The organism is Photobacterium phosphoreum (genome assembly GCF_002954725.1).
In the GTDB taxonomy this organism is placed as follows: Bacteria; Pseudomonadota; Gammaproteobacteria; order Enterobacterales; family Vibrionaceae; genus Photobacterium; species Photobacterium phosphoreum.
Genome location: NZ_MSCQ01000002.1, coordinates 1,139,753 through 1,164,007 on the forward strand (window position 1 = coordinate 1,139,753; position 24,255 = coordinate 1,164,007).

Consider the following 24,255-nt stretch of genomic DNA (forward strand, 5'->3'; position numbering starts at 1 on the left):
CCGTTATTTATCATAACGTTATTTAAATAGTGAGGATGGTATGAATTTAAATGCAACCATGCTTGGTCAAGCAATATCCTTTGTGATTTTTGTTTGGTTATGTATGAAATATATCTGGCCGCCGCTTACTGCGTTAATAGAACAACGCCAGCGCGATATTGCAGACGGGCTTATTCATACTGAAAACGCAGTCAAAGAACTCGACATCGCTAAAGCGAATGGTGCCAAAGTTCTTGACGATGCGAAGAAAAGTGCGAGTGAGTTGGTTGAGCAAGGTAATAAGCGTCGAGCACAGATTATCGAAGATGCCCACGCTGAAGGCGAGAAAGAAAAAGCCCGTCTTGTAGCGCAAGGTCAAGCAGAGTTAGAAAGCGAACGTAATCGCATTCGTCAGGAACTACGTGCTGAAATGTCCGATATGGTCATTGAAACGGCTGAGAAACTGATCAATCGCAATTTGGATACTGATGCTAACCGCGATCTCGTTAATAAACTTATCACGGATATGTAAGCGGAGAGCACATTATGTCAGATCCACTAACCATTGCTCAGCCCTATGCTAAAGCTGCATTTGATTATGCAGTTGCTAATCAGGCATTGGAACAATGGGAGCAAATGTTGACCATCGCAGCAACGGTTGCTAGTCAACCAATCATTGCTCAACAGATTGAAGACAGTGAACAGTTTGGTGCGAAGGATTCAGCAGCGTTTACCGACATGTTCTTGGGCGTTTGTGAAGGTCTACTGGACGAACATGGCCAGAACCTAATCAAAGTGATGGCTGAAAATGGACGTCTAAATGTGATCGTTCAAGTTGTCGAATTGTTTCATGAGCTTAAAGATGATTATGAGCGCATGGTTACAGCGCACGTAACAACGACTGAGCCATTAAGCATTCAACAACAAGCCAATTTAGTACAGGCGCTGCAGAAAAAATTAAATCGCAGTGTTGAGCTTGATTGCCACATCGATGAAACGCTAATAGGCGGCATACTGATCAACGCTGGTGAACTGGTGATTGACGGTACGCTTAAAAGCTCTATTAACCGACTAGCAACGAGCCTTCAGGCGTAATAGGTAATTGATATGCAACTAAACTCTAACGAAATTAGCGATTTAATTAGACAACGAATCGCAACCTTTAACGTGACAAGTCAGGCACGTAACGAAGGGACTATCGTCTCTGTAAGCGACGGTATTATTAATATCAATGGTCTTGCTGATGTTATGCAAGGTGAGATGATTGAATTACCGGGTAACCGTTATGCGTTAGCGCTTAACTTAGAACGTCACTCTGTAGGCGCGGTAGTTATGGGTCCTTATGCTGACCTTGCGGAAGGCATGAAAGTGACCGGTACAGGTCGTATTCTTGAAGTTCCTGTTGGTAAAGGTTTATTAGGGCGTGTGGTTAACACCCTAGGCCAACCCATTGACGGTAAAGGCGCTATTGAGAATGACGGTTTCGCACCAGTAGAAATCATTGCTCCAGGTGTTATTGACCGTAAGTCGGTTGATCAGCCTATCCAAACAGGCTACAAAGCAGTTGATGCAATGGTTCCCATTGGTCGAGGTCAGCGTGAGCTAATCATCGGTGACCGTCAAACGGGTAAAACAGCGATGGCGATTGATGCCATTATCAACCAGAAAGATTCTGGTATTTACTCGGTGTATGTTGCGATTGGTCAGAAAGCATCAACCATTGCCAACGTAGTGCGTAAGTTAGACGAAAACGGTGCACTACAAAATACTATCATTGTGGTTGCCTCTGCATCAGAAGCCGCAGCTCTGCAATACCTAGCGCCTTATGCGGGTTGTACCATGGGTGAGTATTTCCGTGACCGCGGTGAAGACGCGCTAATCGTTTACGATGACTTGTCAAAACAAGCGGTAGCTTATCGTCAAATCTCACTTCTACTTAAACGTCCACCGGGTCGTGAAGCTTATCCTGGTGATGTGTTCTACCTTCACTCTCGTCTACTAGAGCGTGCATCACGTGTAAATTCGCATTATGTTGAGCGTTTTACCAATGGTGAAGTGACTGGAAAAACGGGTTCATTAACTGCCTTGCCGATTATCGAAACTCAAGCGGGTGACGTATCAGCATTCGTACCTACTAACGTAATTTCGATTACTGATGGTCAGATTTTCCTTCAGACTAACTTGTTTAACGCAGGTTTACGCCCAGCGGTTGATCCAGGTATTTCAGTATCACGTGTTGGTGGTGCAGCCCAGACTAAGATCATCAAGAAACTGTCTGGTGGTATTCGTACCGCATTGGCGCAGTACCGTGAATTAGCCGCGTTTGCTCAGTTCTCATCAGACCTTGACGATGCAACGCGTAAGCAGCTTGATCATGGTGAGAAAGTAACAGAACTGATGAAGCAAAAGCAGTACGCACCTATGTCTGTCGCGGAGCAAGCACTTGCTATTTTCTCTGCTGAAAAAGGTTATTTAAACAACGTTGAGTTATCTCAAATTGGTGTGTTTGAAGAAGCATTGATGGCATTTGCAAAGAGTCAACATGCTGAGTTGCTTGCCTCAATTAATGAATCCGGTAATTACAACGATGATATCGAAGCTAGTCTGCATCAGCTTCTAAAAACATTCGTTGATACGCAGTCGTACTAAGTAACGAGAATAGTAACGAGAATACTTTCCGTCCGAACGACGCAGTATGAATGTAGATAGGAGCTAACCATGGCAAATGCAAAAGAGATCCGCACTAAAATCGCTAGCGTACAAAATACGCAAAAGATCACTAGTGCAATGCAAATGGTTGCCGCAAGTAAGATGCGTAAAGTTCAACATAACATGGAAGCGACCCGCCCTTACGCAGAAAATATGCGTAAGGTGATTGGGCACTTAACTTCCGGTTCGTTGGAGTATAAGCATCCCTATCTTGAAGAGCGTGAAGTAAAACGAGTAGCTTACATCATTATTTCTTCTGACCGAGGATTATGTGGTGGCTTGAACATTAACTTGTTTAAGAAAGCGCTGGCAGATATGCGCCAGTGGCAAGATCAAGGGGTTGATGTCGATACCACCTTGATCGGCTCAAAAGCAATTTCGTTTTTCCATCGCTTCGGCAACGTGATTGCACAGACATCAGGTATTGGTGATTCACCAAAATTAGAAGATATTTTAGGCCCGGTTAATGCCATGTTGGAGTTTTTCGACCAAGGCAAAATTGACCGCTTGTTCTTAGTTTACAACCAATTTGTAAACACCATGGTGCAAATGCCGAAGGTAACCCAGTTGTTACCTAATCCAGAGCTTGAACAAGAGGCGTCAGAAGACGTTAATCAAGCCAGCCGTTGGGATTATATCTATGAGCCTGATCCTAAACCGATCCTCAATGAATTGATGCTTCGTTATATCGAATCACAAGTCTACCAAGGCACCGTTGAGAGTATCGCTTGTGAACAAGCAGCACGAATGGTTGCAATGAAAGCTGCCACAGATAACGCGGGTGATCTGATCAATGATCTTCAGCTGGTATATAACAAAGCCCGTCAAGCTGCTATTACCCAAGAGCTAAGTGAAATCGTCTCTGGGGCACAAGCCGTTTAAACCGAATTTTAAGGACATCAAATGAGTACTGGTAAGATTGTCAAAGTCATCGGCGCTGTCGTTGACGTTGAATTTAATCAAGATAGCGTGCCACGCGTATATGATGCGCTTACCTTGAGTGACAGTGAGCATGCCGCATTAGTATTAGAAGTGCAGCAGCAAATTGGTAGCGGTGTTGTACGTTGTATCGCAATGGGTTCATCAGACGGTCTTCGCCGTGGGTTAGACGTGGTGAATACTCAAGCACCTATCTCTGTCCCTGTAGGTGAAGAAACGCTTGGCCGTATCATGAACGTATTGGGTACCCCAATCGATGAGTGTGGTGCAATTGGCGAGAAGAAAAAATACGCTATTCACCGCGCAGCACCATCATATGAAGATCAGTCAAACAGCTCTGAATTACTAGAGACTGGCGTTAAGGTTATCGATCTTATTTGTCCATTTGCCAAAGGTGGTAAAGTTGGTCTGTTTGGTGGTGCGGGTGTCGGTAAGACCGTTAACATGATGGAACTTATTAACAATATCGCCAAAGCACACTCAGGTTTATCAGTATTTACTGGTGTGGGTGAGCGTACTCGTGAAGGTAATGACTTCTATTATGAGATGAAAGATGCTGGGGTGTTGGATAAAGTAGCCATGGTTTACGGGCAGATGAACGAGCCCCCTGGCAACCGTCTTCGTGTAGCACTTACTGGTTTAACCATTGCAGAAAGTTTCCGTGATGAAGGCCGTGACGTACTGTTATTTATTGATAATATTTACCGTTACACCCTTGCGGGAACAGAAGTATCAGCGCTGCTTGGTCGTATGCCATCAGCGGTAGGTTACCAACCAACATTGGCTGAGGAAATGGGTGTACTGCAAGAACGTATTACCTCAACTAAAACGGGTTCTATCACCTCTATTCAAGCGGTATATGTACCAGCCGATGACTTGACTGACCCATCACCAGCAACAACCTTTGCTCACTTAGATGCAACCGTTGTACTGTCTCGTAATATCGCTGCATTAGGTCTATACCCTGCGATTGACCCATTGGATTCAACTTCACGTCAGCTTGATCCATTGGTTGTTGGTCAAGAGCATTATGATGTTGCCCGTGGTGTACAAACAGTACTTCAGCGCTATAAAGAATTGAAAGATATTATTGCTATTTTAGGTATGGATGAATTATCTGAAGAAGATAAATTAACAGTATCTCGTGCACGTAAGATTGAACGTTTCCTAACTCAGCCTTACCACGTAGCAGAAGTATTTACTGGTCAAAAAGGTATTTTCGTTTCTCTTAAAGAGACTATCGCTGGCTTTAAAGGCCTATTAAGCGGCGAGTATGATGACATTCCAGAACAAGCATTCTTGTACTGTGGTGGCATTGAAAATGTACTTGAAAAAGCGAAAACCTTATAAGGCTTGAGGAGGCATTATGGCTATTGGCGTTACCGAGAACACGTTTCAACTCAATATCGTAAGTGCTGAGGGACCGTTGTTCTCAGGCCCAGCTCATGCGCTGGCAGTTTCAGGCTCCGATGGTGAGTTGGGTATTCGCCCTGGTCACTCTCCGTTATTGAGCCGACTAAAACCTGGTGTAGCAAGTTTCGTCATAAATTTGAAGGATCCCGAAGAAATCCTTTATATTTCTGGCGGTATAGTTGAAGTTCAACCCAACGTAGTAACTGTACTTGCCGATACGGCAATGCATGGGAAGGACATCGATCAAGCCCGCGCTGATGAAGCTCGCCGCGCCGCTGAAGAAAACATCAACAGGCATGCTGATGATGTTAACTTCGCGATGGCGGAAATGGATCTGGCAAAAGCAATGGCACAATTACGTGCGGTTGAATTAACCCAGAAACAAATGCGCCGTTAAACCAGTTGGAATAATACGTTAACCGTACGTTATGGCTAAATCACCATAGTTGTAGCGTGTGGTTATGGTCTTATACCTACTGGTCCCCGTCTCTATAGGTCTCCAGCCTAATACCAAGGGACAATATGATAAATAGCTAGGATGCTTTTATTATAGGTGGACGTTTAGTTTACCATCACTATCCAAAGCCCCTGCGCTGTACCGAGCACAGGGGCTTTTTTTGTTTATTTTTTAGAACAAATTCAAACCAAAGGCTGTTTTAATATCAGTTAATACTTGTTGCGTTTGTTGGTTTGCATTATCTGTGCCTGACTTTAGCACCTCAATTAAATAGTCTTTATTGTTTAAATAATCAGCCCGACGTTTACGTATTGGAGTAATTAAATCTTGCAGGCATTGTTCTAAAATTTTCTTAGTGGTGCCATCGCCTAAACCACCTTGACGATATTGCTGCTTTAAGGTTTCAATATAAGCACTATCAGGGTGGAAAGCATCAAGGTAAGTAAACACTATATTCCCTTCTATACAGCCAGGATCTTCGACGCGAAGGTGGCTTGGATCGGTGTACATTGATTTTACAGCTTGTGAAATACTCTTACTATCAGCACCTAATGTGATGGTATTACCCATTGATTTTGACATTTTATTTTTACCATCAGTACTCGGTAAGCGAGCAACTTTGCTTAATAGCGGTTGGCATTCCACTAAAATATTTTTGCCTGCAATAGTATTTATTTTTCTGACAATTTCATTGGTTTGTTCAAGCATCGGTAATTGATCGTCACCAACAGGAATTAAACTTGCACGGAAAGCGGTAATATCTGCCGCCTGAGAGATGGGGTAGGTTAGAAAGCCTGCTGGAATCGAGCGTCCAAAAGCTTTAGATTGAATTTCACTTTTTACTGTAGGGTTACGTTCTAAACGCGCAATAGAAACTATGTTGGAGTAATACATCGTTAGCTCAGCCAAAGCGGGAATGGCAGATTGTAAGCAAATGGTGGTAAGTTTGGGATCAATACCAACCGCCAAATAATCGGCAACAACATTAAGGATATTGGTGGCGACTTTTTGTGGGTTATGACCGTTATCCGTCAGGCCTTGCATATCAGCCACTAAAATATTCTGTCGGTATTGATGTTGTAGTTGAACACGTTGTTGCAGTGAACCAACGTAATGACCGAGGTGAAGCTGACCTGTGGCCCGATCGCCGGTAAGAATAATCGGTTGATGTTGAGTTGGTGTGATTGATGCTTGAGTGTTCATGTTTTTCTCCGAATAAAGTGCGGCCGGAGAGGTGAGGAAATACGGATAAGATTAGGCGTATTCATTTGCAACCTTCCGGCGGCAAAATGAAATAGAAATAATAACTATATCAGCGCCGCTCTATGAAGAGCGCCACCAAAATAAAAGGGGTGAGGTATTAGTTATTGTCTTTATCATTCTATAAACGTATCAAAAACTATTTCGTCAAACAAGCTGTTTTAATGGGAAAATTCAAATGGGTGTAAACCTAAGTTATATGGTGGTTTAACATAACTACTAGTGATAAACATAAAAGCATTAGAATATCGAGTAATAATTTTATCATTTAAATTTTCAGATGAAACCTGTTATAGGCGAGCATGAATATTTACACTAAAAACCAGCCACGACGTTCTTTTCTATAGATAATCCCTTGGATTTCTAATTGCTGTAATGCGTCTTTAACCGTTAATCTACTCGCATTAAATATTTCACTCAACTCGCGTTCAGAAGGTAGTCGTTTTGATTGGGTTGCAAATAATCCACGTTCAATTTGTTGAAGTATCGTTTCACAAATAAGAGCGGGTTGTGATGATAGTTGATCGTTCATTATAATTTTGATTAACCATTATAAAATTAGTGATATAAATATTAATAGGATACAGCATAGCAAAGGTGTGTCATTGTTGTGTCATTACTGCTGAAGTAATTTGTGGTTAGTCACTGTTTATTACCGCTATCGAGATAAAAATAAAATAGAGTTTGGTGATATCTTTAAATGGTTATTATTGAATGCAAAGATTCCATTTATGGAATAAGTGTCTCGAATTATAATTGTGATATTTATTTTTCATGTGAATGTTTATATGTGTTTGGCTATTTTATATATGCAAAACAATACCTAATGATTGTTTTATAAAACATGCATCAAGTCATTTAAATGTACAGTGTTTTAATCATCGATTTTTACGATTGATGTAATCATTTTTATTGAGTGGATTTTTTTTTACTTCTTTCTAAATTATGGCCGTATACAATAATTAGAGAATGAAAAATGAAAATCCTACCGTTTGTTTTATGCTCAACTTTACTTAGTACATCAGCATTTGCTTCAAATACAAATATAATAATTGATACACCTAAAAGTGGCGCTCAGGATCCTGTTATTAATGGTGCAATAGCAAGTGATAATGTCGTGGTTGGTAAGGATTCGTCTTTTCAAGGTATTGGTAATCTCATTATTGGTTCAAATAGTACTTCTCATAATGAGTCTGTAGCGATAGGTAATCATACTTCGGCAAAGGGAGAGTCGATAGCCTTGGGGGCGGGTTCTGTTGCAATCAATAATAGTATTGCCATCGGTAATCAGTCATATTCTAATGATGGTCAGGTTTCTGTTGGTAATGAATATCATCAACGTCGTATTGAAAATATGGCCGCAGGTCAAAAAGATACTGATGGTGTTAATGTTAGTCAGCTAACGCCATTAAAAGAGGGTATTACGGCAAATACAAATCAGATTAAAACAGTTGAAACAAATGTAGCCACTAACAGCGCAGGTATTATCAGTAACAAAGGTGCTATCACGACTAACAGCACAGATATTGCGACCAACAAAGGTGCGATTACAACCAACACCACTAATATTACGAATAACAGAGGTGCTATCGCGACTAACAGTGCAGGTATTACTGCCAATAAAGGTGCTATCACAACTAACAGTACTGATATTGCAACTAATAATGCCAATATTTTGACGAATAAAGGTTCAATTACAACCAACAGCGCAGATATTAATAGCAATAGAAATACAATTTCGACTAATACCGACGCGATTGATCGTAATATCACTAATATTAATAATAATACGACTCATATCCGTTCAAATACGGTAAATGTTCAAAAGAATACCTCAGAGATAACCAAAACTAAGCAATTAGCGACGACGAATCAAACTAATATTAGTAAAAATACTGATGGTATAAAGACTAACCGAACAAATATTCAACATAACTCTGATCGTATTGATAATATTGATACCAACAATAAGAATTATGTAGATAATAAATTTAATCAATTAAAAACCGATATTTATCAAGTTAGAAAGCGTGCAGATGCGGGAACAGCTTCAGCGATGGCAATGACTCAAATAGCAGCGCCATTAAATGGTTATAAATATAATATTGGTATCGGTATTGGTTCATATGGTGAACAAGCAGCAACGGCGATTGGTGCTAAGTTTAGAGTGAATCAGACCACGACTGTTGGTCTAACATCATCTTATGACTCTCAGCATAACTTTGGTACATCTATTGGTGCTAATTGGTCATTTAACTAATCATTGTTATTGAATAGAAAGGAATAAATACGCTTTTTTACCATCGTAATTATTAATTATTACGAGGAGTTTTATTCGTAGAATACGAAATTTTCGATAAAATTAGTCATGTGATTCAATTAGTAACGACTATATTGATGTTTTTTAATTGCTATTAAAGTAAATTATATTTTTTATTAGCAATAAAGTGAAAGATTATTGTGCGTGATGGTTCTTTTTTCAGCGATCAAAATTAGAGGTTAGCCACAAACTGGATTAATTTTCATTGAAAAATAACTAACATTGGTTAAATATTGATTAATCGACCTATAATAAATAGTAATTTATATTTTATTTTTGATCTTTAAATATAAAAAAAACATAAAAAAGCGTATTTCTCTGCATTATGATTTCTATTGGGTTTTTGTATAACCCATTGTTTTTAAATTAATATTTGAAGTGTGTGTTTTTTGTTTTAGACGTTACTTATAGGTATTATCACTAACACTACCTAGTAGCGGTTAATTACACCCAGAAAATAAATTTCATCTTTGGTTGTGATATATGTTTATATACTGCCAACTTTAATACTGATATTAGTCTGAATTAAGACAATAAGCATTGTTGATTTTAACATGAATCAAAAAATAGAGATTCAACCGCAAAATACGATCCAGAATTATATTGATGAGATATCAATAAATAGTCCAGTGACTAGTAAATATTCAATGTCAATGACACGAGTGCAATGGCGAATTTGGTTATTAGCGACATTTGGTAAGTTTTTTGAGGGTATGATCGTTTTTATGATGGGGTTAACCCTGCCATTATTAACTTTACAATTTCATTTAACAGAGCTACAGAAAGGTATAATTAGTTCCTCTATTCTGTTTGGTATTTTAATTGGAGCAAGTGCTCTGGGTGGGCTATCTGATCTTTATGGACGTAAAAAAATGTTCATTATTGAGATGGCTTTACTCTCTATCTGCTTGATAGGTATGGCGACAAGCCAATCTTATTTAAGTCTTTTAGTGTTTAACTTTGGCATTGGCTTAGCTTTAGGATGTGATTATCCTACGGCGCACTTAATGATATCTGAAAGTATTCCGTCTAAGAACCGTGGTAAGTTGGTTCTGGGGGCTTTTGCATTTCAGTCTGTTGGTGTGTTGTTTGGTATTTTAACCGGTATTTTTGTATTGACGTACGTGAACGACATCAATGCATGGCGCTTAATGTATATTATTGCTTTGATTCCATCACTAGCCATTACGATTGCACGTTTCTTTATTCCAGAAAGTGCGCATTGGCTTTTGTCTAAAAATCGTAAAGCTGATGCTGAAATATCACTTAAGCGGTTATTACGTCGTTCGCAACAGTCGTCGATGCCAATTGTAGAGGTGCCGTGTGACGAGGTTGAATTAACATCTTGGTTACATGGATACAAACGGTTATTTAAAGAAAAATATCGCGCCAAAACAATTTTGGCATCAGTGCCTTGGTTTATTCAAGATCTCGGTACTTACGGTATTGGTATTTTTACGCCCGTGATACTGGCATCTGTGCTTGATCCACATAAAGCAACAGGAGGCGATGCACTACATAACACAATTGCCAATACAATTTATTTAGCAAAAGGTACAGCCGTCATTGACTGCTTGCTTATTGTTGGTGTTATCTGTGCGATTATTTTTTCTGAATCGATTGGTCGTATGAGGCTGCAAATCTATGGCTTTATTGGCTGTGCTGTTGGCTTATTGTGCGCAGCAGTTTCAGTAAAAATGCACGGTGATTATCAGATTTATCTGTTGTTCTTAGGTTTTATGTTATTCAACTTCATGAATAACCTAGGTCCTAATGCGCAAACATATTTGATATCAGGTGAAGTGTTTCCTGTTAAAATTCGAGCTAAAGGAGCGGGTTTTGCAGCATCAGTAGCAAAATTTGGTGCGATTTTAACGGCTTTTTTATTCCCGATTTTGTTGCATGGAATCGGTGTGTTCACGCTCTTATTGTGTTTAGTCGTAACGTCATTATTAGGCGCATGGGTAACACATAAGTACCGTTTTGAAACATCAGGTCGCAATATCGAGAGCATGTAAGCACAGTTTTAATTTCAGAATTATTAAGCATCAGTCACTGACTGGTGCTTTTTTTGTTTTTGTGGTTAGGCGAGTGTGACTTCATCCTGGTTAAACAACACCCAAACTTTATATATTTTTTATATTTGACGCGGGAAAATATACCCTAACTTTACATTACCCTTGTTAACCTGCTCGCCTCGTTGAATGGAATAAGGCTTTATGTGTTGCAGTCGTTATTATAGCTGACACATATGTAACAAATTATGCAAAATCAAAAACAGTCATTATTAGTACTTACGTGCTTATCTGTTGGGATTGTATATGGTGATATTGGTACTAGCCCATTATATGCCTTTAAAGCGATGTTTAGCGGTTCACATGCGTTGGCTATTGATCCTGCCAATGTTTTTGGTGTGTTATCTCTTGTTTTTTGGACCTTTGTGATCACCGTTTCGATTAAATATTTAGCGGTTGTCACGCGCGCGTCTAACCGTGGCGAAGGCGGAGTGCTGACGTTAACGGCATTAGCACATGGTGTTGCCCCTGAGCGCAGTAAAAAACCAATTATATTTTTGGGTATGTTAGCCGCTGGTTTTTTCTTTGGTGAAGCGATCATTACCCCTGCAATGTCAGTGTTATCGGCAGTGGAAGGGATCACGGTGATTAACCATGATTTACAACCGATGATTATTCCCATTGCGATCACTATTATATGTGGGTTATTCGCGATTCAAAAATACGGTTCAGGCAGCATAGGACGCTTATTTGCACCGGTAATGCTGCTATGGTTTGGTTGTATCGGTGTGTTGGGGGTTATTAGCATTATTGCTCACCCTCGAGTGCTAACGGCGTTAAATCCATTATATGCGGTAGAGTTTATTGTTAATCATGGTATTGAAACTCTATTTACCCTTGGGGTAGTGGTATTGGCTGTGACTGGGGTTGAAGCGCTTTATGCTGATATGGGGCACTTCGGTATTAAATCTATTCGTCTGGCTTGGTTTTTTATTGTGATGCCATGCTTAGTACTGAACTACTTTGGTCAAGGGGCGTTAGTGCTGGCAGATGCGAGTACGGCAACGAATCCATTCTTTATGTTAGCGCCCACTATTTTACGGTTACCGTTAATTATACTAGCGACGTTTGCGACGGTTATTGCCTCTCAGGCTGTGATTTCGGGTATTTATTCACTGACCCGCCAAGCGGTTAATTTAGGTTATTTGCCACCGATGCGAATTTATCATACTTCGCATCAAGCGCAGGGGCAGATCTACGTACCTCTGGCTAATGTATTATTGTTTGTTCTTGTTATCACTGTGGTACTAACATTTGGCAGCTCTGAACGTTTAGCGGCAGCCTATGGGATAGCGGTGACCGCTACAATGTTAATTTCATCGGTATTTACATTAGTTGTTGCGCGCCATTTATGGCATTGGTCACGATTGATGACATTCCAATATGGGCTATTAATGCTCACTTATGATGCGTTGTTATTTACTGCGACCTCATTAAAATTTATGGATGGTGGCTGGTTACCATTAACTATCGGTTCGATGGTGTTTATATTGATGGTGGTGTGGTATTTAGAACGGCAACGATTAGGACTACTGCTTAAACAACCGCTGTCTGCTGAAGCGATGGTGAGTGAGCTTGAGCAAAAACAGTGGACACGTGCATCGGGTACGGCAGTGTATTTTTCGCGAAATGAAGGGCAAGTTCCGTCGTCATTAATCAATAACCTGAAATATAATGAGATTTTACACCAACGGAATGTTCTTTTAACGTTTAAATATCCAGATAAACCGCGAGTGCATCCATTAAAACGCATGGAAGTGACCCAACTCTCTGAAACCTTCTGGCAAATGATCGTTTATGTTGGTTATCAAGAATCGCCTGATATTGAACAAATCTACACGGTTTCTCGCAGCAATAGTTTTGTTCTCCACCCAATAGATACCTTGTTTTTTATGTCATCAGAGCGAATAAAAGTCAAACCAAGCTCATGGTGGCATGATGTAAAAGCGCGGTTATTTATTTTATTAAGCCGTAATGCTCTGCGAACGTCAGAGCGGCTGCATGTACCGCAAGATAGGTTAATTGAAATTGGGGTGCATGTGGAGATATAACGCCTTAGGTTTAATGACAGCACTTATCATTATCATATTTAATAATGGTGAGTGTTGTTGTTAGTTTTATGATGTCGAGTTTATGTGGTCAATAACGAGAAATGAATGAATAACCCGTTGTCATGGTTTGATATAACCAAAACCAGCATTATCTTATTGTTATATGTCGTCGTGACATATTTGGGGGTTGCCTTTCGGGATGTCATTATTGAAACTGATACCGCCATGCTGTTGTTGCTGCTTAATATTGTTAGTGGTGTGTTGTTACGTAAGCGGATAGCGTATGTGATCACCGCTATTAGTATTGTCGCATTTCATTTCTTTGTTTTACCTGAGCATAACTCGTTTAGATTTCAGAATTATCAACATATTATCACCTTTTCAGTGATGGCATTTAGTGGTGTGTTTGCGGTGAGATTAACCCAATCGCAACAGCAGAAAATTCAAGAAAATCAGATATTACGTGCAGAGCTGAACAGTAATTATGATTTAGCATCAGTACTTGCAGCATTAAATGAGAGTCATGCTATCGCTGAAGCCTCAATTGTCCATCTTGAGCAACATTTCCAAATGCGAGCACAAGTATGGCTGTTTGCACCGCAGTTACATTGTCTTGCGACGCATCAGAAACTCAGTGACATAACCTATCAGCCGTTAATTGAACGTTTCAGGCGGCGGCAACATCACCATATTGAATATCTCTCGCCATCATTGAGTTTACACCCGTTAGATGGGCAGTCGGGTATGTTTGGGGTGTTGTTGATTGATGCATTATCCGAACAAATGTTTAATCCTCTTCTCAATACTTTGATTAGCTTATCATTAGCAAGATCTGAATCCAATGTCGCTTTAACGTTAGCGAAAGAAGCCAATCAATTAGAACAAATGCGTAATACCTTATTAGCGGCAGTCTCGCATGATTTAAAAACACCCTTGGGTGCTATCATTGGTTCAGCGACCACATTAAGTGATACCGGCTTACATTTGCCAGAACAAACCCAACAAGAGCTATTACAGTCGATTGCAGAAGAAGGCTACAGTTTAAACCGTAGTTTAACCAAGTTACTTGATATCAGTCGTTATAGTATTAAAACTTTGATCCCTAAATGTGATTGGGTTGAACCTGAGGAGATGATTGGTAGTGCTATTAAACGGGTTGAACAAGTCATAAAATCGCATCCGATTAACTTGTGTGGTGATACGATTCTAGTGTCATTAGATTACACCTTAATTGAACAGATTATTGCTAATCTTGTTGAAAATGCGGCTAAATATAGCCCTATAGGCTGTGCAATTGATATTCAGACTAACTATCGACACGGTCATTTTATTATTGAAATTGCGGATCGTGGTTGCGGGGTTGCACCAGAAGATAGGTTGCGTATCTTTGAGCGTTTTTATCGATCAGAACAAGTAAAAGTCAAAGGTACCGGTTTAGGTTTAGCCATTTGCCAATTAATCGTTGCTGCCCATAATGGCGAGATAAGTGTGTTACCACGCGCTGGTGGTGGCAGTGTGTTTGTGGTGAAAATTCCTTGTGAAAAATATGAATTAACGGATATTTATGAGTAATGACAGTAAAATTTTAATCATTGAAGATGAAGCTCCTATTCGCCGCTTTCTTGATATTTTAGCCACGGGCCATGGTTATCAAGTCAAAACGGTTGAGACTGCGCAAGAAGGCCTTAAACAGATCACAACTTGGAATCCACATTTAATCTTATTGGATCTGGGTTTACCCGATGCTGATGGCCTTGATTTTACCAAAGAGCTACGTACATGGACCGAAACGCCGATCATTGTTATTTCTGCTCGTGATAAAGAAGCGGATAAAGTACTGGCTCTTGATGCAGGCGCGAATGATTATTTAACCAAACCGTTTGGTAGTGGGGAGTTGTTAGCCAGAATTAGAGTGGCGTTACGTATAAATACCAATATAAGTACAGATGATGTAATCCAATACCAGTTTGGTGATGTCATATTAGATGTTGCCATGCAGACGGTCACCTGCTCAGGAGAGATCATCAAGTTAACCCCGAAAGAATATAAAATCTTAACTTTTTTAGCAAAAAACATGGGTAAGGTGTTAACCCATAAGCAGATATTAAAAGAAGTTTGGGGGGGGAATTATACTGAGCATGCTCATTATGTACGTATTCATATTGCACAATTGCGTCATAAAATAGAACGCTCACCGGCTCAACCGCAATATATTATTACTGAAAATGGGGTGGGTTATCGCTTAATAAGTGACGATTAAGCCACCGTTACGATGCTGATAATGTTTTGTTTATAAAAATTTTATATTCACCCTCATAATCCTTACATAAACATTAGATTAAAATTTATACCATCAAATGAGTACGATTCATTGAGGATAAAAAAATGTTTATTGAAATGAAAATTGGTCTCGCTGTGATCTTTTTTATATGGATGCTAACGCGCAGTCTGTATAAAAAAGCAACATGGGTACAATTAACTATTGTCGGTTTACAGATATTTTCAGTACTGCTTTTGATTGAATTATCTATTACCCATTATTTTCCTGAGTTTCTGGAAGCGAAATGGTTAATTGGAGTGTTTTTTGCAACAGTATTTATACTTGCTGCGGCTAAAGAACGCTATTTATCTAAGAGTGAACAACAAGAGATTAAGTAAAGATGGGTGAAATTAGCATTGGCAAGTTACTGATTGTTGCCGTGATTTTTGTTTTATTATTTGGTACAAAGAAACTACGTACCTTAGGCAGTGATCTAGGCTGTGCGTTACGTGGTTTTCAAAATGCAGTGAAAGAAGAGCCTCAAGCTAAGACGGAAACGGTTATCGATAGCCAGCCAGTCTCTAAATCAGTAAATGATCAGTAACTATCAATACAGTGATTATGTATTGTGTTCGAGAGTTATATAATGTCGATATAACTCTCGTCATCCCCCTTGACCTTCCCCTTTGTGTAACCTTTATGCTGTTATCAAATCATAGATAACAGACAGTCGAGGTCAATATGAGTTGTTGTAATAAAGCCCCTAAAGGTGGCGCAAGCTTGGGACTATTATTGAAGTTCATTGCTGCTATTTTTGTGTTGTTATTGATTGCTTCTTATTGGCAGTAAGGATTTATTAATGAAACCAATAGTCGTGGTTGAGCCTCATCATCGTCGTTGTTATATCGATGGTTCAATAATGAGTATAGAATCTCTGCTAACAACCTTAAACACTAATCAATACATTATTTCTGCGACGCTAAAATCACCCCATAAATTACGGCTGATTTACGATTTTAGATATATTGAATTCGAACAAATATTAGCCATCATTGTTGCTGCTGGCGTTAATTATAAAAATGGTTTTTTTCAGCGATTAAAATATCAGCTTTATAGTGATGCCGATCTACAAGCACGAGACAATCTTAATATCACGCCATTTTGCTGCGATAAAGTAGCGATAAGACGTGAAAATCTATAGTTCAGTGTCTATTTAGCCATCGTTTATTATTCATCGTTCAATGGTGTTAGCGATATTGCTGGCGCTTTTTCCTTTGTATTACCCATAAATCAGCCCTGATGTTTTTTTAACCAGCAATATAATTAACAATGCGATTGTTCACATTTTTATGCTGCGGTTAGATATAAACTCTATTTTATATTATGGCTTTATCATTATGAATAACGGTTGTTGTTGATGATCATAAAGTGCGCTGGTTATTGTTGTTATACACGGAGACAGAATATGACTATCGGTAAGTACCTCAGATGGAAAGATGCGCAAGGGAAAGTGTTTCGTCCAGTGTCACTCACAGGCACCGAGTTACTCAATGATCGCACTTTAAATAAAAGTACGGCTTTTACTCAAGAAGAGCGTGATGCTTTTCAATTAACGGGATTATTACCCCCACGAGTACAAACGTTTGATGATCAACTTAACCGTGTCTATGACGGCTTTAGTAATGCTTCAACAGATATTGAAAAATACCTCTTTTTACGCTCGCTACAAGATCGCAACGAAACCCTCTTTTATGCCTTATTATCACGCCATGTAGAAGAAATGACGCCGATCATTTATACCCCTACGGTGGGTAAAGCATGTCAAGAATTCAGTCATCGTTATCAAAAAGCGCGTGGGTTATATATTACCGAAGAAAACGTGGGTGCGATGGGTGAGATGTCGCGTCATTTTATGGGTAAAGAAATCAAAATAATTGTGGTTACCGATAGCCAAGGAATTTTAGGTATTGGCGATCAAGGTGTTGGCGGTATGGGGATCCCGATTGGTAAGTTATCACTCTATACTTTGGGTGCTGGTATTCATCCAGCCCATTGCTTACCGATTGTATTAGATGTTGGTACTGATAACCAAGAGTTACTTGATGATCCGATGTACTTAGGTATTTCACGTAAACGGCTGCGTGGTGATGCTTATAAGCGCTTTATTAAAGCCTTTGTGAAACAAGTCAAACGACATTTTCCGAAAGCAGTATTGCAATGGGAAGATTTCAGTAAAGCCAATGCGTTTGATAATCTTGTCGATTATGAAAACAGCTTGCCATCGTTTAATGACGATATTCAAGGTACAGGCTCGGTTGTATTAGCGGGTATTTTGGGTGCATGTAAGATTAAAAAAGAACGCTTAGTTGATCAAACTTATGTTGTGTATGGTGCTGGAGCTGGTGGTGTCGGGGTTGCCGATCAAATCTATGCCGGGTTACTTAAAGAAGGCTGTACTCATCATTCTGCCCGCGAAAAGATCTTTATTCTTGATTCTAAAGGGGTGGTGTTTGATGATCGTGATGGTTTAGAAGATTATAAACGTCGCTATGCAAAACCTCGTGCTATATCTGAAGGTTGGCATGCTGCTGAGTTAGGTAAAATTAGCCTAACGGAACTTCTTAATAATCATCCAGTGACGGTGTTATTAGGGGCCAGTGGTATTGGTGGTTCATTTACTGCTGATCATATTCAAAAAATGATGGAATATACGCCACGACCAATTATATTCCCACTCTCAAATCCTACCGCCAATTGTGAGGCTATCCCTGAAGCGATTTATCATTGGAGTGATGGTCAGGCGATTGTAGCGACAGGCAGTCCATTTTCTGATGTTGAATACAATGGTCAGCAGTACCGTATTGGGCAGGGGAACAATGTGTTTATTTTCCCTGGGGTTGGATTGGCATCGATTGTGTCGCAAACAAAAACAATCTCCCAAGATATATTTACCACCGCTTCTTATGCATTAGCTGAGTGCGTGAGTGAAGAAGATATTGCTATGGGCTGTATTTACCCTCGCATTAACGATTTGAAGAGTGTATCTGTACATGTGGCGCAGACTATTTTAACCCAAATGCAAGCAACAGATGCCTGTAGTTATTTACGAGATAAAGATCTTAAACAACTACTAGCAGAGCATATGTGGGAGCCAGTATATTTACCTTATCGACGAGTATAAACTCACAAAATTGAAATGATTTTTAAAGCCGTATTTTAATGAAATATGGCTTTTTTATTATTTGACCTCGCCACCTCGCCACCTCGCCACCTCGCCACCTCGCCACCTCGCCACCTCGCCACCTCGCCACCTCGCCACCTCGCCACCTCGCCACCTCGCCACCTCGCCACCTCGCCACCTCGCCACCTCGCCACCGAAACGTTTCGCTAGCAAAACTGTGAGCGACATAACTTTTTTACGCTTATTTTTACGACTGAAAGCGATCATTCTCACAGCCTTCTTTTTTTTCTCTGGTTTATTTGTTAGGGACGTTTATTATCCAAATCGAAACGTTTCGATGTGTTTTTCTGTCACTTAAAAATATCAATTCTAAGACAGAAAATTTGAGCGGTATAACGTGTAATAAGAAGGCCAATAAGATGAAAAAAACTACCCTAATTAATGCCGAACTTTCATATCTTGTAGCAACGCTAGGGCATACAGATGAAATTACTATTTGTGATGCGGGCTTGCCGATCCCTCAACATGTAAAACGCATTGATCTTGCGTTAACTCATGGTGTACCAAGCTTTCTTGATACGGTGACAGTGATGTTATCGGAATCACAAATTGAAGGGGTGCTGATGGCAGCAGAATTTGCCGAAGTCAGTCCGACTCACCATCAAGCCTTATTAGCCATTTTAGATCAAGAGTGTTTAACAACGGGAAAATCAATTCAAATTGGCTATTTATCGCATCAAGAATTTAAGCAACGTACTGCGCAAAGCCGTGCGGTTGTGAGAACGGGAGAATATACGCCATATGCCAATATTATTTTCCAAACCGGTGTGGTGTTTTAAATAACACCGTTTGAGACATTGCTTTATTTCAATACAAGATACGTAAATATCAAAAATATCACGCTTTTTGATAAGGGTGATTATTTATGGAAGATAAATTATGTTTATTAAAAATAATACAATTCAACATGCTGATGGTTTTTTAAATAAAACCCCGATATTCCAATTTTTATTATTATCGTCAGTGTTTGCACTTTGGTCTGCGGCGGCAGCACTGAATGATGTTTTGATCACCCAGTTTAAATCCATTTTTGATCTGTCTAACTTTGCTTCAGCGTTGGTGCAGTCGGCGTTTTATGGCGCTTACTTTTTAGTGGCTATTCCAGCGTCAATGGTGGTGAAGAAAAGCTCTTATAAATTGGCGATTTTATTAGGTTTAGCACTGTATATTTTTGGTTGTTTGATGTTCTTCCCTGCATCTCACGCCGGCACATACACCATGTTCTTAGCGGCTATTTTCTGTATCGCGATTGGTCTGTCGTTTCTTGAAACGTCATGTAATACCTATTCTGCGATGATTGGTGAGCCTGAGCGTGCAACATTACGTTTAAACGTTTCTCATACCATTAATGCAATGGGTTACATTATTGGTTTACTACTAGGTAAGCACTTGATTTTCCAAGAAGGCGTTGATGTTGGTCATATGATGGCAACCCTAACTGGTCCTGAGCTTGAAGCATTTAAAGATCAAGTATTGCAACAGACATTGGAACCTTATAAGTGGTTAGTCGGTGTGATTGCAACGATTGCTATTTTGATTGCGATGACTGAATATCCTAACTGTAAAGCGGCATCAGATAGCAAAGATAATCAACCTTCATTTGGCGAGACACTATCTTATTTAATGGGTAATAAGCGCTTCTTCAAAGGCATTGCGACTCAGTTTTCTTATGTTGGTATGCAAGTTGCGGTGTGGTCATTCACTATCCGTTTGGCACTAGAATTAGACCACAATATGGTTGAGCATGACGCAGCGAACTACTTATTGTATGCCTTTATCATGTATTTCTTAGGCAAGTTATTAGCGAACTATTTATTCACTAAGACTTCACAAGAAAATGTATTGATGGGTTACTCCGCAATCGGTTTTGTTTGCTTGATGTACGTTACCTTTATTCCTAACTTCAGCGCTGTTTGGGTTGCTGTGGGGACATCAGCATTATTTGCACCTTGTTGGGCAACGATTTTTGCCTCTACTTTACAATCGGTTGATACACGCTACACCGAAACAGCAGGTGGCTTTGTGGTGATGTCGATTATCGGTGGTGCAGCGATTCCTGTGATTCAAGGTCTACTTGCCGATAATATTGGCTTACAATCTTCATTCATTGTTAGTGCGTTATGTTTCGCCGTCGTGTTTGTCTACTTTATGAATGAAAAGAAATACAAGCAACAATTCAACTTTGTAGCTGCTAAAGCGTAATGTTCTATTATGACCACTCAAACATGGGTGGTCAGTTTTTGCGAGGAATTGAATATGTTTACCTTACCGTTATATAAAGAAAATTTCACCAAACAAAGAACCTTAATCGCTCAGTCTGAACATTTTGAAATTCACAGCTTCCTGTATCATTCAGGTGTACATGCGATTGAAATTAAAAATGCAAAAGGGCATTTAGTGGTATTGCCTTTTATGGGACAGATGATTTGGGATGCACAGTTTTTAAATACTGATTTATGCATGAAAAATATGTTCTCTGAGCCTAAATTTGCCAAAACAGTGGTTGAAACCTATGGGTGCTTTGCTTTTCATGCGGGCATGATCCGTATGGGATGCCCATCGCCACAAGATGATCATGTATTACATGGTGAAATGCCTTGTGCAACAATGGATGCTGCATGGTTAGAAATTAATGATGATCGTGTTGTTATCAAAGGCTCTTATGAATATGTAATGGGCTTTGGCGATCATTATTTAGCAATGCCTTCGGTACAGTTGAATAAAGACGCTAGCTTATTTGATATTAAAATGGTGGTGAAAAATCTTGCCACTGTGAATATGCCGTTGCAGTATATGTGTCACATCAACGCGACGTATGTTGAAAATGCAGTGATGACGCAGAATATTCCAGATAGTGCCTTAATGTTACGTGAAACTGTACCTGCACACGTACAACCAACAGCGCAGTGGTTGGCATACAATGAAAGTTTGAAAACATCAGCACCTATTTCTATATTAGATAAACCTGAAATGCATGATCCAGAAGTGGTGTATTGCATGGATGACATTGCGCGTTATGCCGACAAAGCCGTATTTAAGATGCAGATCGATGCTGATAAATACCTGCAAACCGAGTTTGATACCCATGAGTTTAATTGTGCGACACGATGGTTATTATGCAGTGGTGATCAACAAGTTGCTGCTTTTGCATTACCTGCAACTTGTCGACCTGAAGGTTTTTTAGCGGCTAAAGAGAAGGGTTCTTTGATTTATCTTCAACCGAATGAAGAACGCTGCTTTAGCGTACGTACGGGTATTTGCCAAGCGTTATAATGTGTATTTACTCTCTCCTGAATGTTATTTAGTGATGGTAGGAGAGAGTAAAATGGATGCTTTTGATTTTTTATTTTAACGGTTAATTCAGCTAAAAATTAAAATCATCCATTTTTGTTATGTTCTATTAGAAAGGCTCACTAAGAGCCGAGGAAAACCCTATGAATAAGTTAGTGGTATTAGGTAGTGTTAACGCTGACCATGTTCTGCAAGTCCCTTCTTTCCCTCGCCCAGGCGAGACGCTTCACGGTCGTAACTATCAAGTTATTGCTGGGGGGAAGGGAGCGAATCAAGCAGTAGCTGCTGCGCGTTTGAATGCAGATATCGGCTTTATTGCTTGTGTGGGAGATGATTCATTTGGGATCAATATTCGTGAGAATTTCCGTATGGATGGCATTGATATCACTGCAGTAAAAATGGAGCCTAATTGTCCGACGGGTATTGCAATGATTCAAGTATCAGATAGCGGTGAGAACAGTATCTGTCTTTCTGCAGAAGCTAACGCAAAACTAACAGCCGCTGCGATTGAACCTGATTTAGAGCGTATTCGCCAAGCTGACTATCTATTAATGCAATTAGAAACCCCATTGTGTGGTATTGAAAAAGCTGCGCAAGTGGCGAAAGATGCAAACACAGTTGTGATCCTAAACCCAGCACCGGCTCGTGTATTATCTGATGAGTTACTCGCATGTGTAGATATGATCACTCCTAATGAAACTGAAGCTGAAGTGTTAACTGGCATAACGGTTACTGATGCTGAAAGCGCGCAACAAGCGGCGAATATTTTGCATGCGAAAGGCATTAACACCGTGATGATCACCCTTGGTGCCAAAGGTGTATGGTTAAGCCAAAACGGTTGTGGCGATATTATTGCGGGCTTCAATGTTGAAGTGACTGATACCACTGCGGCAGGGGATACGTTTAACGGTGCATTCGTGACTGGTTTGTTGGAAGATTTATCTTTAGAATCAGCGATTAAATTTGCTCATGCTGCCGCTGCTATTTCAGTGACGCGTTTTGGTGCGCAAACCTCTATCCCAACCCGTAAAGAGGTTGACGATTTTCTTGCTCAGCAATAATTGCTAACGGCATTACTCATAAAAGGATCAATAACATGGCAACGATGAAAGATATCGCAAAATTAGCAGGGGTTTCTACATCCACTGTGAGCCATGTTATTAACAAGAACCGCTTTGTCAGTGAAGAAATTTCACAGCGGGTGAATAACGCCGCTAAAGAACTGCATTACAGTGGTCCTTCGGTATTGGCACGTAGCTTTAAAGTGAATCGTACCAAAACCTTAGGCATGTTGGTGACGACATCAACCAATCCTTTTTTTGGTGAAGTGGTAAAAGGCGTAGAGCGTAGCTGTTATCAGAATGGTTATAGCCTTATTCTGTGCAATACCGAAGGTGATCACCAACGGATGCGCGAATCGATTAATACTTTATTGCAAAAGCGGGTTGATGGCTTGATCTTGATGTGTTCATCGCTAGAAGGTGAACGGATTGAAATGTTTGATCATTACCCTGATATTCCCGTTGTGGTGATGGATTGGGGATCAATGCTATTTAGTAGTGATAAGATTCAAGATAACTCGCTGCGGGGTGGTTATATGGCGACCCAATATTTGATAGCCGCTGGCCATACTGATATTGGTTGTATTACAGGACCTTTGATTCGTTACCAAGCGCAAATGCGTTATGAAGGTTATAAGCGCGCGATCAATGAAGCGGGTTTAATCTTTAATGCCGATTGGATTGTGGAAGCCGATTTTGAATGTGAAGGTGGTTATGATGCCTTTATGAAAATGCAGCAACATGACTGCTTACCCAGTGCTATTTTTGTGTCTAATGACATGATGGCAATGGGGGTTATTAATGCCGCGAATGAGTGTGGTATTGATATTCCCAATGATTTATCCCTGATTGGTTATGACGATATTCATATTGCAAAATTTATGTCGCCCGCATTGACCACTATCCATCAGCCAAAGTACCGATTAGGGCAGGCTGCAGTGGAAACCTTACTTAAACGGTTAGATAATCCAACCAGTGATGCCCAAACTATTCAACTTGAGCCAACCTTAGTGACTCGTAGCAGTGTGAAGGTTATCGCTGACAGCCATTAATCTGTCGTATCACCCAATATTGAATAACATAATGTTTTACTAAGATGATAAGTTTCCCCACTTATCATCTTTTTTTTGCTCAAATAGTATCAACTTACGCCAATAGATTATAATTTAGATATCGGTATGTTACTGATGAAACTGATG

The 24,255-nt window shown here is 39.9% G+C and carries 22 protein-coding genes; 20 read left to right on the forward strand and 2 right to left on the reverse strand.

All coding sequences use genetic code 11. The annotated features are described in order from the left end of the window. Positions 1-40 precede the first annotated feature (40 nt). The 6 genes from atpF (at position 41) to BTO21_RS16920 (ending at position 5,437) form a co-directional block, all read left to right on the forward strand. On the forward strand, positions 41-511 hold the full coding sequence (gene atpF / locus BTO21_RS16895) for a F0F1 ATP synthase subunit B (RefSeq protein WP_045028516.1): 471 nt from the start codon (positions 41-43) through the stop codon (positions 509-511). Between the two features lie 14 nt (positions 512-525). After that, positions 526-1,074, forward strand: a complete 549-nt coding sequence (locus tag BTO21_RS16900) for a F0F1 ATP synthase subunit delta (protein ID WP_045028517.1) — start codon at positions 526-528, stop codon at positions 1,072-1,074. A 12-nt stretch (positions 1,075-1,086) separates the two neighbouring features. Then, complete coding sequence (atpA, locus tag BTO21_RS16905; protein ID WP_045028518.1) at positions 1,087-2,628, forward strand: F0F1 ATP synthase subunit alpha; 1,542 nt, start codon at positions 1,087-1,089, stop codon at positions 2,626-2,628. Positions 2,629-2,697: 69 nt separating this feature from the next. Further along, entirely contained in the window at positions 2,698-3,570 is an 873-nt protein-coding gene (gene atpG, locus BTO21_RS16910) for a F0F1 ATP synthase subunit gamma (protein ID WP_045028522.1), read from the forward strand. Between the two features lie 21 nt (positions 3,571-3,591). Continuing rightward, complete coding sequence (atpD, locus tag BTO21_RS16915) at positions 3,592-4,977, forward strand: F0F1 ATP synthase subunit beta (protein WP_045028524.1); 1,386 nt, start codon at positions 3,592-3,594, stop codon at positions 4,975-4,977. Between the two features lie 16 nt (positions 4,978-4,993). Continuing rightward, positions 4,994-5,437 (forward strand): F0F1 ATP synthase subunit epsilon, encoded by a 444-nt coding sequence (locus BTO21_RS16920; protein WP_045028525.1) that lies wholly within the window; start codon positions 4,994-4,996, stop codon positions 5,435-5,437. 231 nt (positions 5,438-5,668) lie between these two features. On the opposite strand, the gene trpS is transcribed toward BTO21_RS16920, so the two are convergent. After that, on the reverse strand, positions 5,669-6,700 hold the full coding sequence (gene trpS / locus BTO21_RS16925) for a tryptophan--tRNA ligase (protein WP_045028526.1): 1,032 nt from the start codon (positions 6,698-6,700) through the stop codon (positions 5,669-5,671). Positions 6,701-7,067: 367 nt separating this feature from the next. Beyond that, positions 7,068-7,289 carry a GntR family transcriptional regulator gene (locus tag BTO21_RS16930; protein ID WP_045028527.1) on the reverse strand — a complete coding sequence of 74 codons (222 nt, stop codon included), beginning with the start codon at positions 7,287-7,289 and terminating at the stop codon, positions 7,068-7,070. A gap of 444 nt (positions 7,290-7,733) precedes the next feature. On the opposite strand from BTO21_RS16930, the gene BTO21_RS16935 reads away from it, so the two are divergent. The 14 genes from BTO21_RS16935 (at position 7,734) to BTO21_RS17005 (ending at position 24,108) form a co-directional block, all read left to right on the forward strand. After that, on the forward strand, positions 7,734-9,017 hold the full coding sequence (locus BTO21_RS16935; RefSeq protein ID WP_045028528.1) for a YadA C-terminal domain-containing protein: 1,284 nt from the start codon (positions 7,734-7,736) through the stop codon (positions 9,015-9,017). A gap of 614 nt (positions 9,018-9,631) precedes the next feature. After that, positions 9,632-11,095: an MFS transporter gene (locus BTO21_RS16940; protein ID WP_045028533.1), complete on the forward strand. Its 1,464-nt coding sequence runs from the start codon at positions 9,632-9,634 to the stop codon at positions 11,093-11,095. 245 nt (positions 11,096-11,340) lie between these two features. After that, positions 11,341-13,203: a potassium transporter Kup gene (locus BTO21_RS16945; RefSeq protein ID WP_045028535.1), complete on the forward strand. Its 1,863-nt coding sequence runs from the start codon at positions 11,341-11,343 to the stop codon at positions 13,201-13,203. A gap of 105 nt (positions 13,204-13,308) precedes the next feature. Beyond that, complete coding sequence (locus BTO21_RS16950) at positions 13,309-14,775, forward strand: ATP-binding protein (protein ID WP_045028537.1); 1,467 nt, start codon at positions 13,309-13,311, stop codon at positions 14,773-14,775. Then, on the forward strand, positions 14,768-15,463 hold the full coding sequence (locus BTO21_RS16955) for a response regulator (RefSeq protein WP_045028538.1): 696 nt from the start codon (positions 14,768-14,770) through the stop codon (positions 15,461-15,463). Before BTO21_RS16950 ends, BTO21_RS16955 begins: the two co-directional genes overlap by 8 nt. A gap of 125 nt (positions 15,464-15,588) precedes the next feature. After that, positions 15,589-15,861, forward strand: a complete 273-nt coding sequence (locus BTO21_RS16960; RefSeq protein ID WP_045028540.1) for a hypothetical protein — start codon at positions 15,589-15,591, stop codon at positions 15,859-15,861. Between the two features lie 2 nt (positions 15,862-15,863). After that, positions 15,864-16,067 carry a twin-arginine translocase TatA/TatE family subunit gene (gene tatA / locus BTO21_RS16965; protein WP_045028541.1) on the forward strand — a complete coding sequence of 68 codons (204 nt, stop codon included), beginning with the start codon at positions 15,864-15,866 and terminating at the stop codon, positions 16,065-16,067. Positions 16,068-16,322: 255 nt separating this feature from the next. Beyond that, positions 16,323-16,664 (forward strand): hypothetical protein, encoded by a 342-nt coding sequence (locus BTO21_RS16970; RefSeq protein ID WP_045028543.1) that lies wholly within the window; start codon positions 16,323-16,325, stop codon positions 16,662-16,664. 264 nt (positions 16,665-16,928) lie between these two features. After that, on the forward strand, positions 16,929-18,644 hold the full coding sequence (locus BTO21_RS16975; RefSeq protein ID WP_045028545.1) for an NAD-dependent malic enzyme: 1,716 nt from the start codon (positions 16,929-16,931) through the stop codon (positions 18,642-18,644). Between the two features lie 419 nt (positions 18,645-19,063). Continuing rightward, positions 19,064-19,483, forward strand: a complete 420-nt coding sequence (gene rbsD / locus BTO21_RS16985; protein ID WP_045028546.1) for a D-ribose pyranase — start codon at positions 19,064-19,066, stop codon at positions 19,481-19,483. 100 nt (positions 19,484-19,583) lie between these two features. Beyond that, entirely contained in the window at positions 19,584-20,906 is a 1,323-nt protein-coding gene (gene fucP, locus BTO21_RS16990) for an L-fucose:H+ symporter permease (protein WP_045028548.1), read from the forward strand. 54 nt (positions 20,907-20,960) lie between these two features. Continuing rightward, positions 20,961-21,977, forward strand: coding sequence for an aldose 1-epimerase family protein (locus BTO21_RS16995; protein ID WP_045028549.1), 1,017 nt, complete (start codon positions 20,961-20,963; stop codon positions 21,975-21,977). Positions 21,978-22,138: 161 nt separating this feature from the next. Next, on the forward strand, positions 22,139-23,056 hold the full coding sequence (gene rbsK / locus BTO21_RS17000; RefSeq protein WP_045028551.1) for a ribokinase: 918 nt from the start codon (positions 22,139-22,141) through the stop codon (positions 23,054-23,056). A gap of 35 nt (positions 23,057-23,091) precedes the next feature. After that, on the forward strand, positions 23,092-24,108 hold the full coding sequence (locus tag BTO21_RS17005) for a substrate-binding domain-containing protein (protein WP_045028553.1): 1,017 nt from the start codon (positions 23,092-23,094) through the stop codon (positions 24,106-24,108). Positions 24,109-24,255: the final 147 nt, after the last annotated feature.

Excerpts from the sequence above, each read along its gene's own strand:
- atpD (WP_045028524.1), top strand. The coding sequence starts at position 3,592 with ATGAGTACTGGTAAGATTGTCAAAGTCATCGGCGCTGTCGTTGACGTT.
- BTO21_RS16940 (WP_045028533.1), top strand. The coding sequence starts at position 9,632 with ATGAATCAAAAAATAGAGATTCAACCGCAAAATACGATCCAGAATTAT.
- BTO21_RS16935 (WP_045028528.1), top strand. The coding sequence starts at position 7,734 with ATGAAAATCCTACCGTTTGTTTTATGCTCAACTTTACTTAGTACATCA.
- BTO21_RS16920 (WP_045028525.1), top strand. The coding sequence starts at position 4,994 with ATGGCTATTGGCGTTACCGAGAACACGTTTCAACTCAATATCGTAAGT.
- rbsD (WP_045028546.1), top strand. The coding sequence starts at position 19,064 with ATGAAAAAAACTACCCTAATTAATGCCGAACTTTCATATCTTGTAGCA.
- BTO21_RS17005 (WP_045028553.1), top strand. The coding sequence starts at position 23,092 with ATGGCAACGATGAAAGATATCGCAAAATTAGCAGGGGTTTCTACATCC.
- atpA (WP_045028518.1), top strand. The coding sequence starts at position 1,087 with ATGCAACTAAACTCTAACGAAATTAGCGATTTAATTAGACAACGAATC.
- BTO21_RS16960 (WP_045028540.1), top strand. The coding sequence starts at position 15,589 with ATGTTTATTGAAATGAAAATTGGTCTCGCTGTGATCTTTTTTATATGG.
- trpS (WP_045028526.1), bottom strand. The coding sequence starts at position 6,700 with ATGAACACTCAAGCATCAATCACACCAACTCAACATCAACCGATTATT.
- BTO21_RS16955 (WP_045028538.1), top strand. The coding sequence starts at position 14,768 with ATGAGTAATGACAGTAAAATTTTAATCATTGAAGATGAAGCTCCTATT.
- BTO21_RS16995 (WP_045028549.1), top strand. The coding sequence starts at position 20,961 with ATGTTTACCTTACCGTTATATAAAGAAAATTTCACCAAACAAAGAACC.
- BTO21_RS16970 (WP_045028543.1), top strand. The coding sequence starts at position 16,323 with ATGAAACCAATAGTCGTGGTTGAGCCTCATCATCGTCGTTGTTATATC.
- BTO21_RS16975 (WP_045028545.1), top strand. The coding sequence starts at position 16,929 with ATGACTATCGGTAAGTACCTCAGATGGAAAGATGCGCAAGGGAAAGTG.
- BTO21_RS16900 (WP_045028517.1), top strand. The coding sequence starts at position 526 with ATGTCAGATCCACTAACCATTGCTCAGCCCTATGCTAAAGCTGCATTT.
- BTO21_RS16930 (WP_045028527.1), bottom strand. The coding sequence starts at position 7,289 with ATGAACGATCAACTATCATCACAACCCGCTCTTATTTGTGAAACGATA.
- fucP (WP_045028548.1), top strand. The coding sequence starts at position 19,584 with ATGTTTATTAAAAATAATACAATTCAACATGCTGATGGTTTTTTAAAT.
- atpF (WP_045028516.1), top strand. The coding sequence starts at position 41 with ATGAATTTAAATGCAACCATGCTTGGTCAAGCAATATCCTTTGTGATT.
- rbsK (WP_045028551.1), top strand. The coding sequence starts at position 22,139 with ATGAATAAGTTAGTGGTATTAGGTAGTGTTAACGCTGACCATGTTCTG.
- BTO21_RS16950 (WP_045028537.1), top strand. The coding sequence starts at position 13,309 with ATGAATAACCCGTTGTCATGGTTTGATATAACCAAAACCAGCATTATC.
- atpG (WP_045028522.1), top strand. The coding sequence starts at position 2,698 with ATGGCAAATGCAAAAGAGATCCGCACTAAAATCGCTAGCGTACAAAAT.
- tatA (WP_045028541.1), top strand. The coding sequence starts at position 15,864 with ATGGGTGAAATTAGCATTGGCAAGTTACTGATTGTTGCCGTGATTTTT.
- BTO21_RS16945 (WP_045028535.1), top strand. The coding sequence starts at position 11,341 with ATGCAAAATCAAAAACAGTCATTATTAGTACTTACGTGCTTATCTGTT.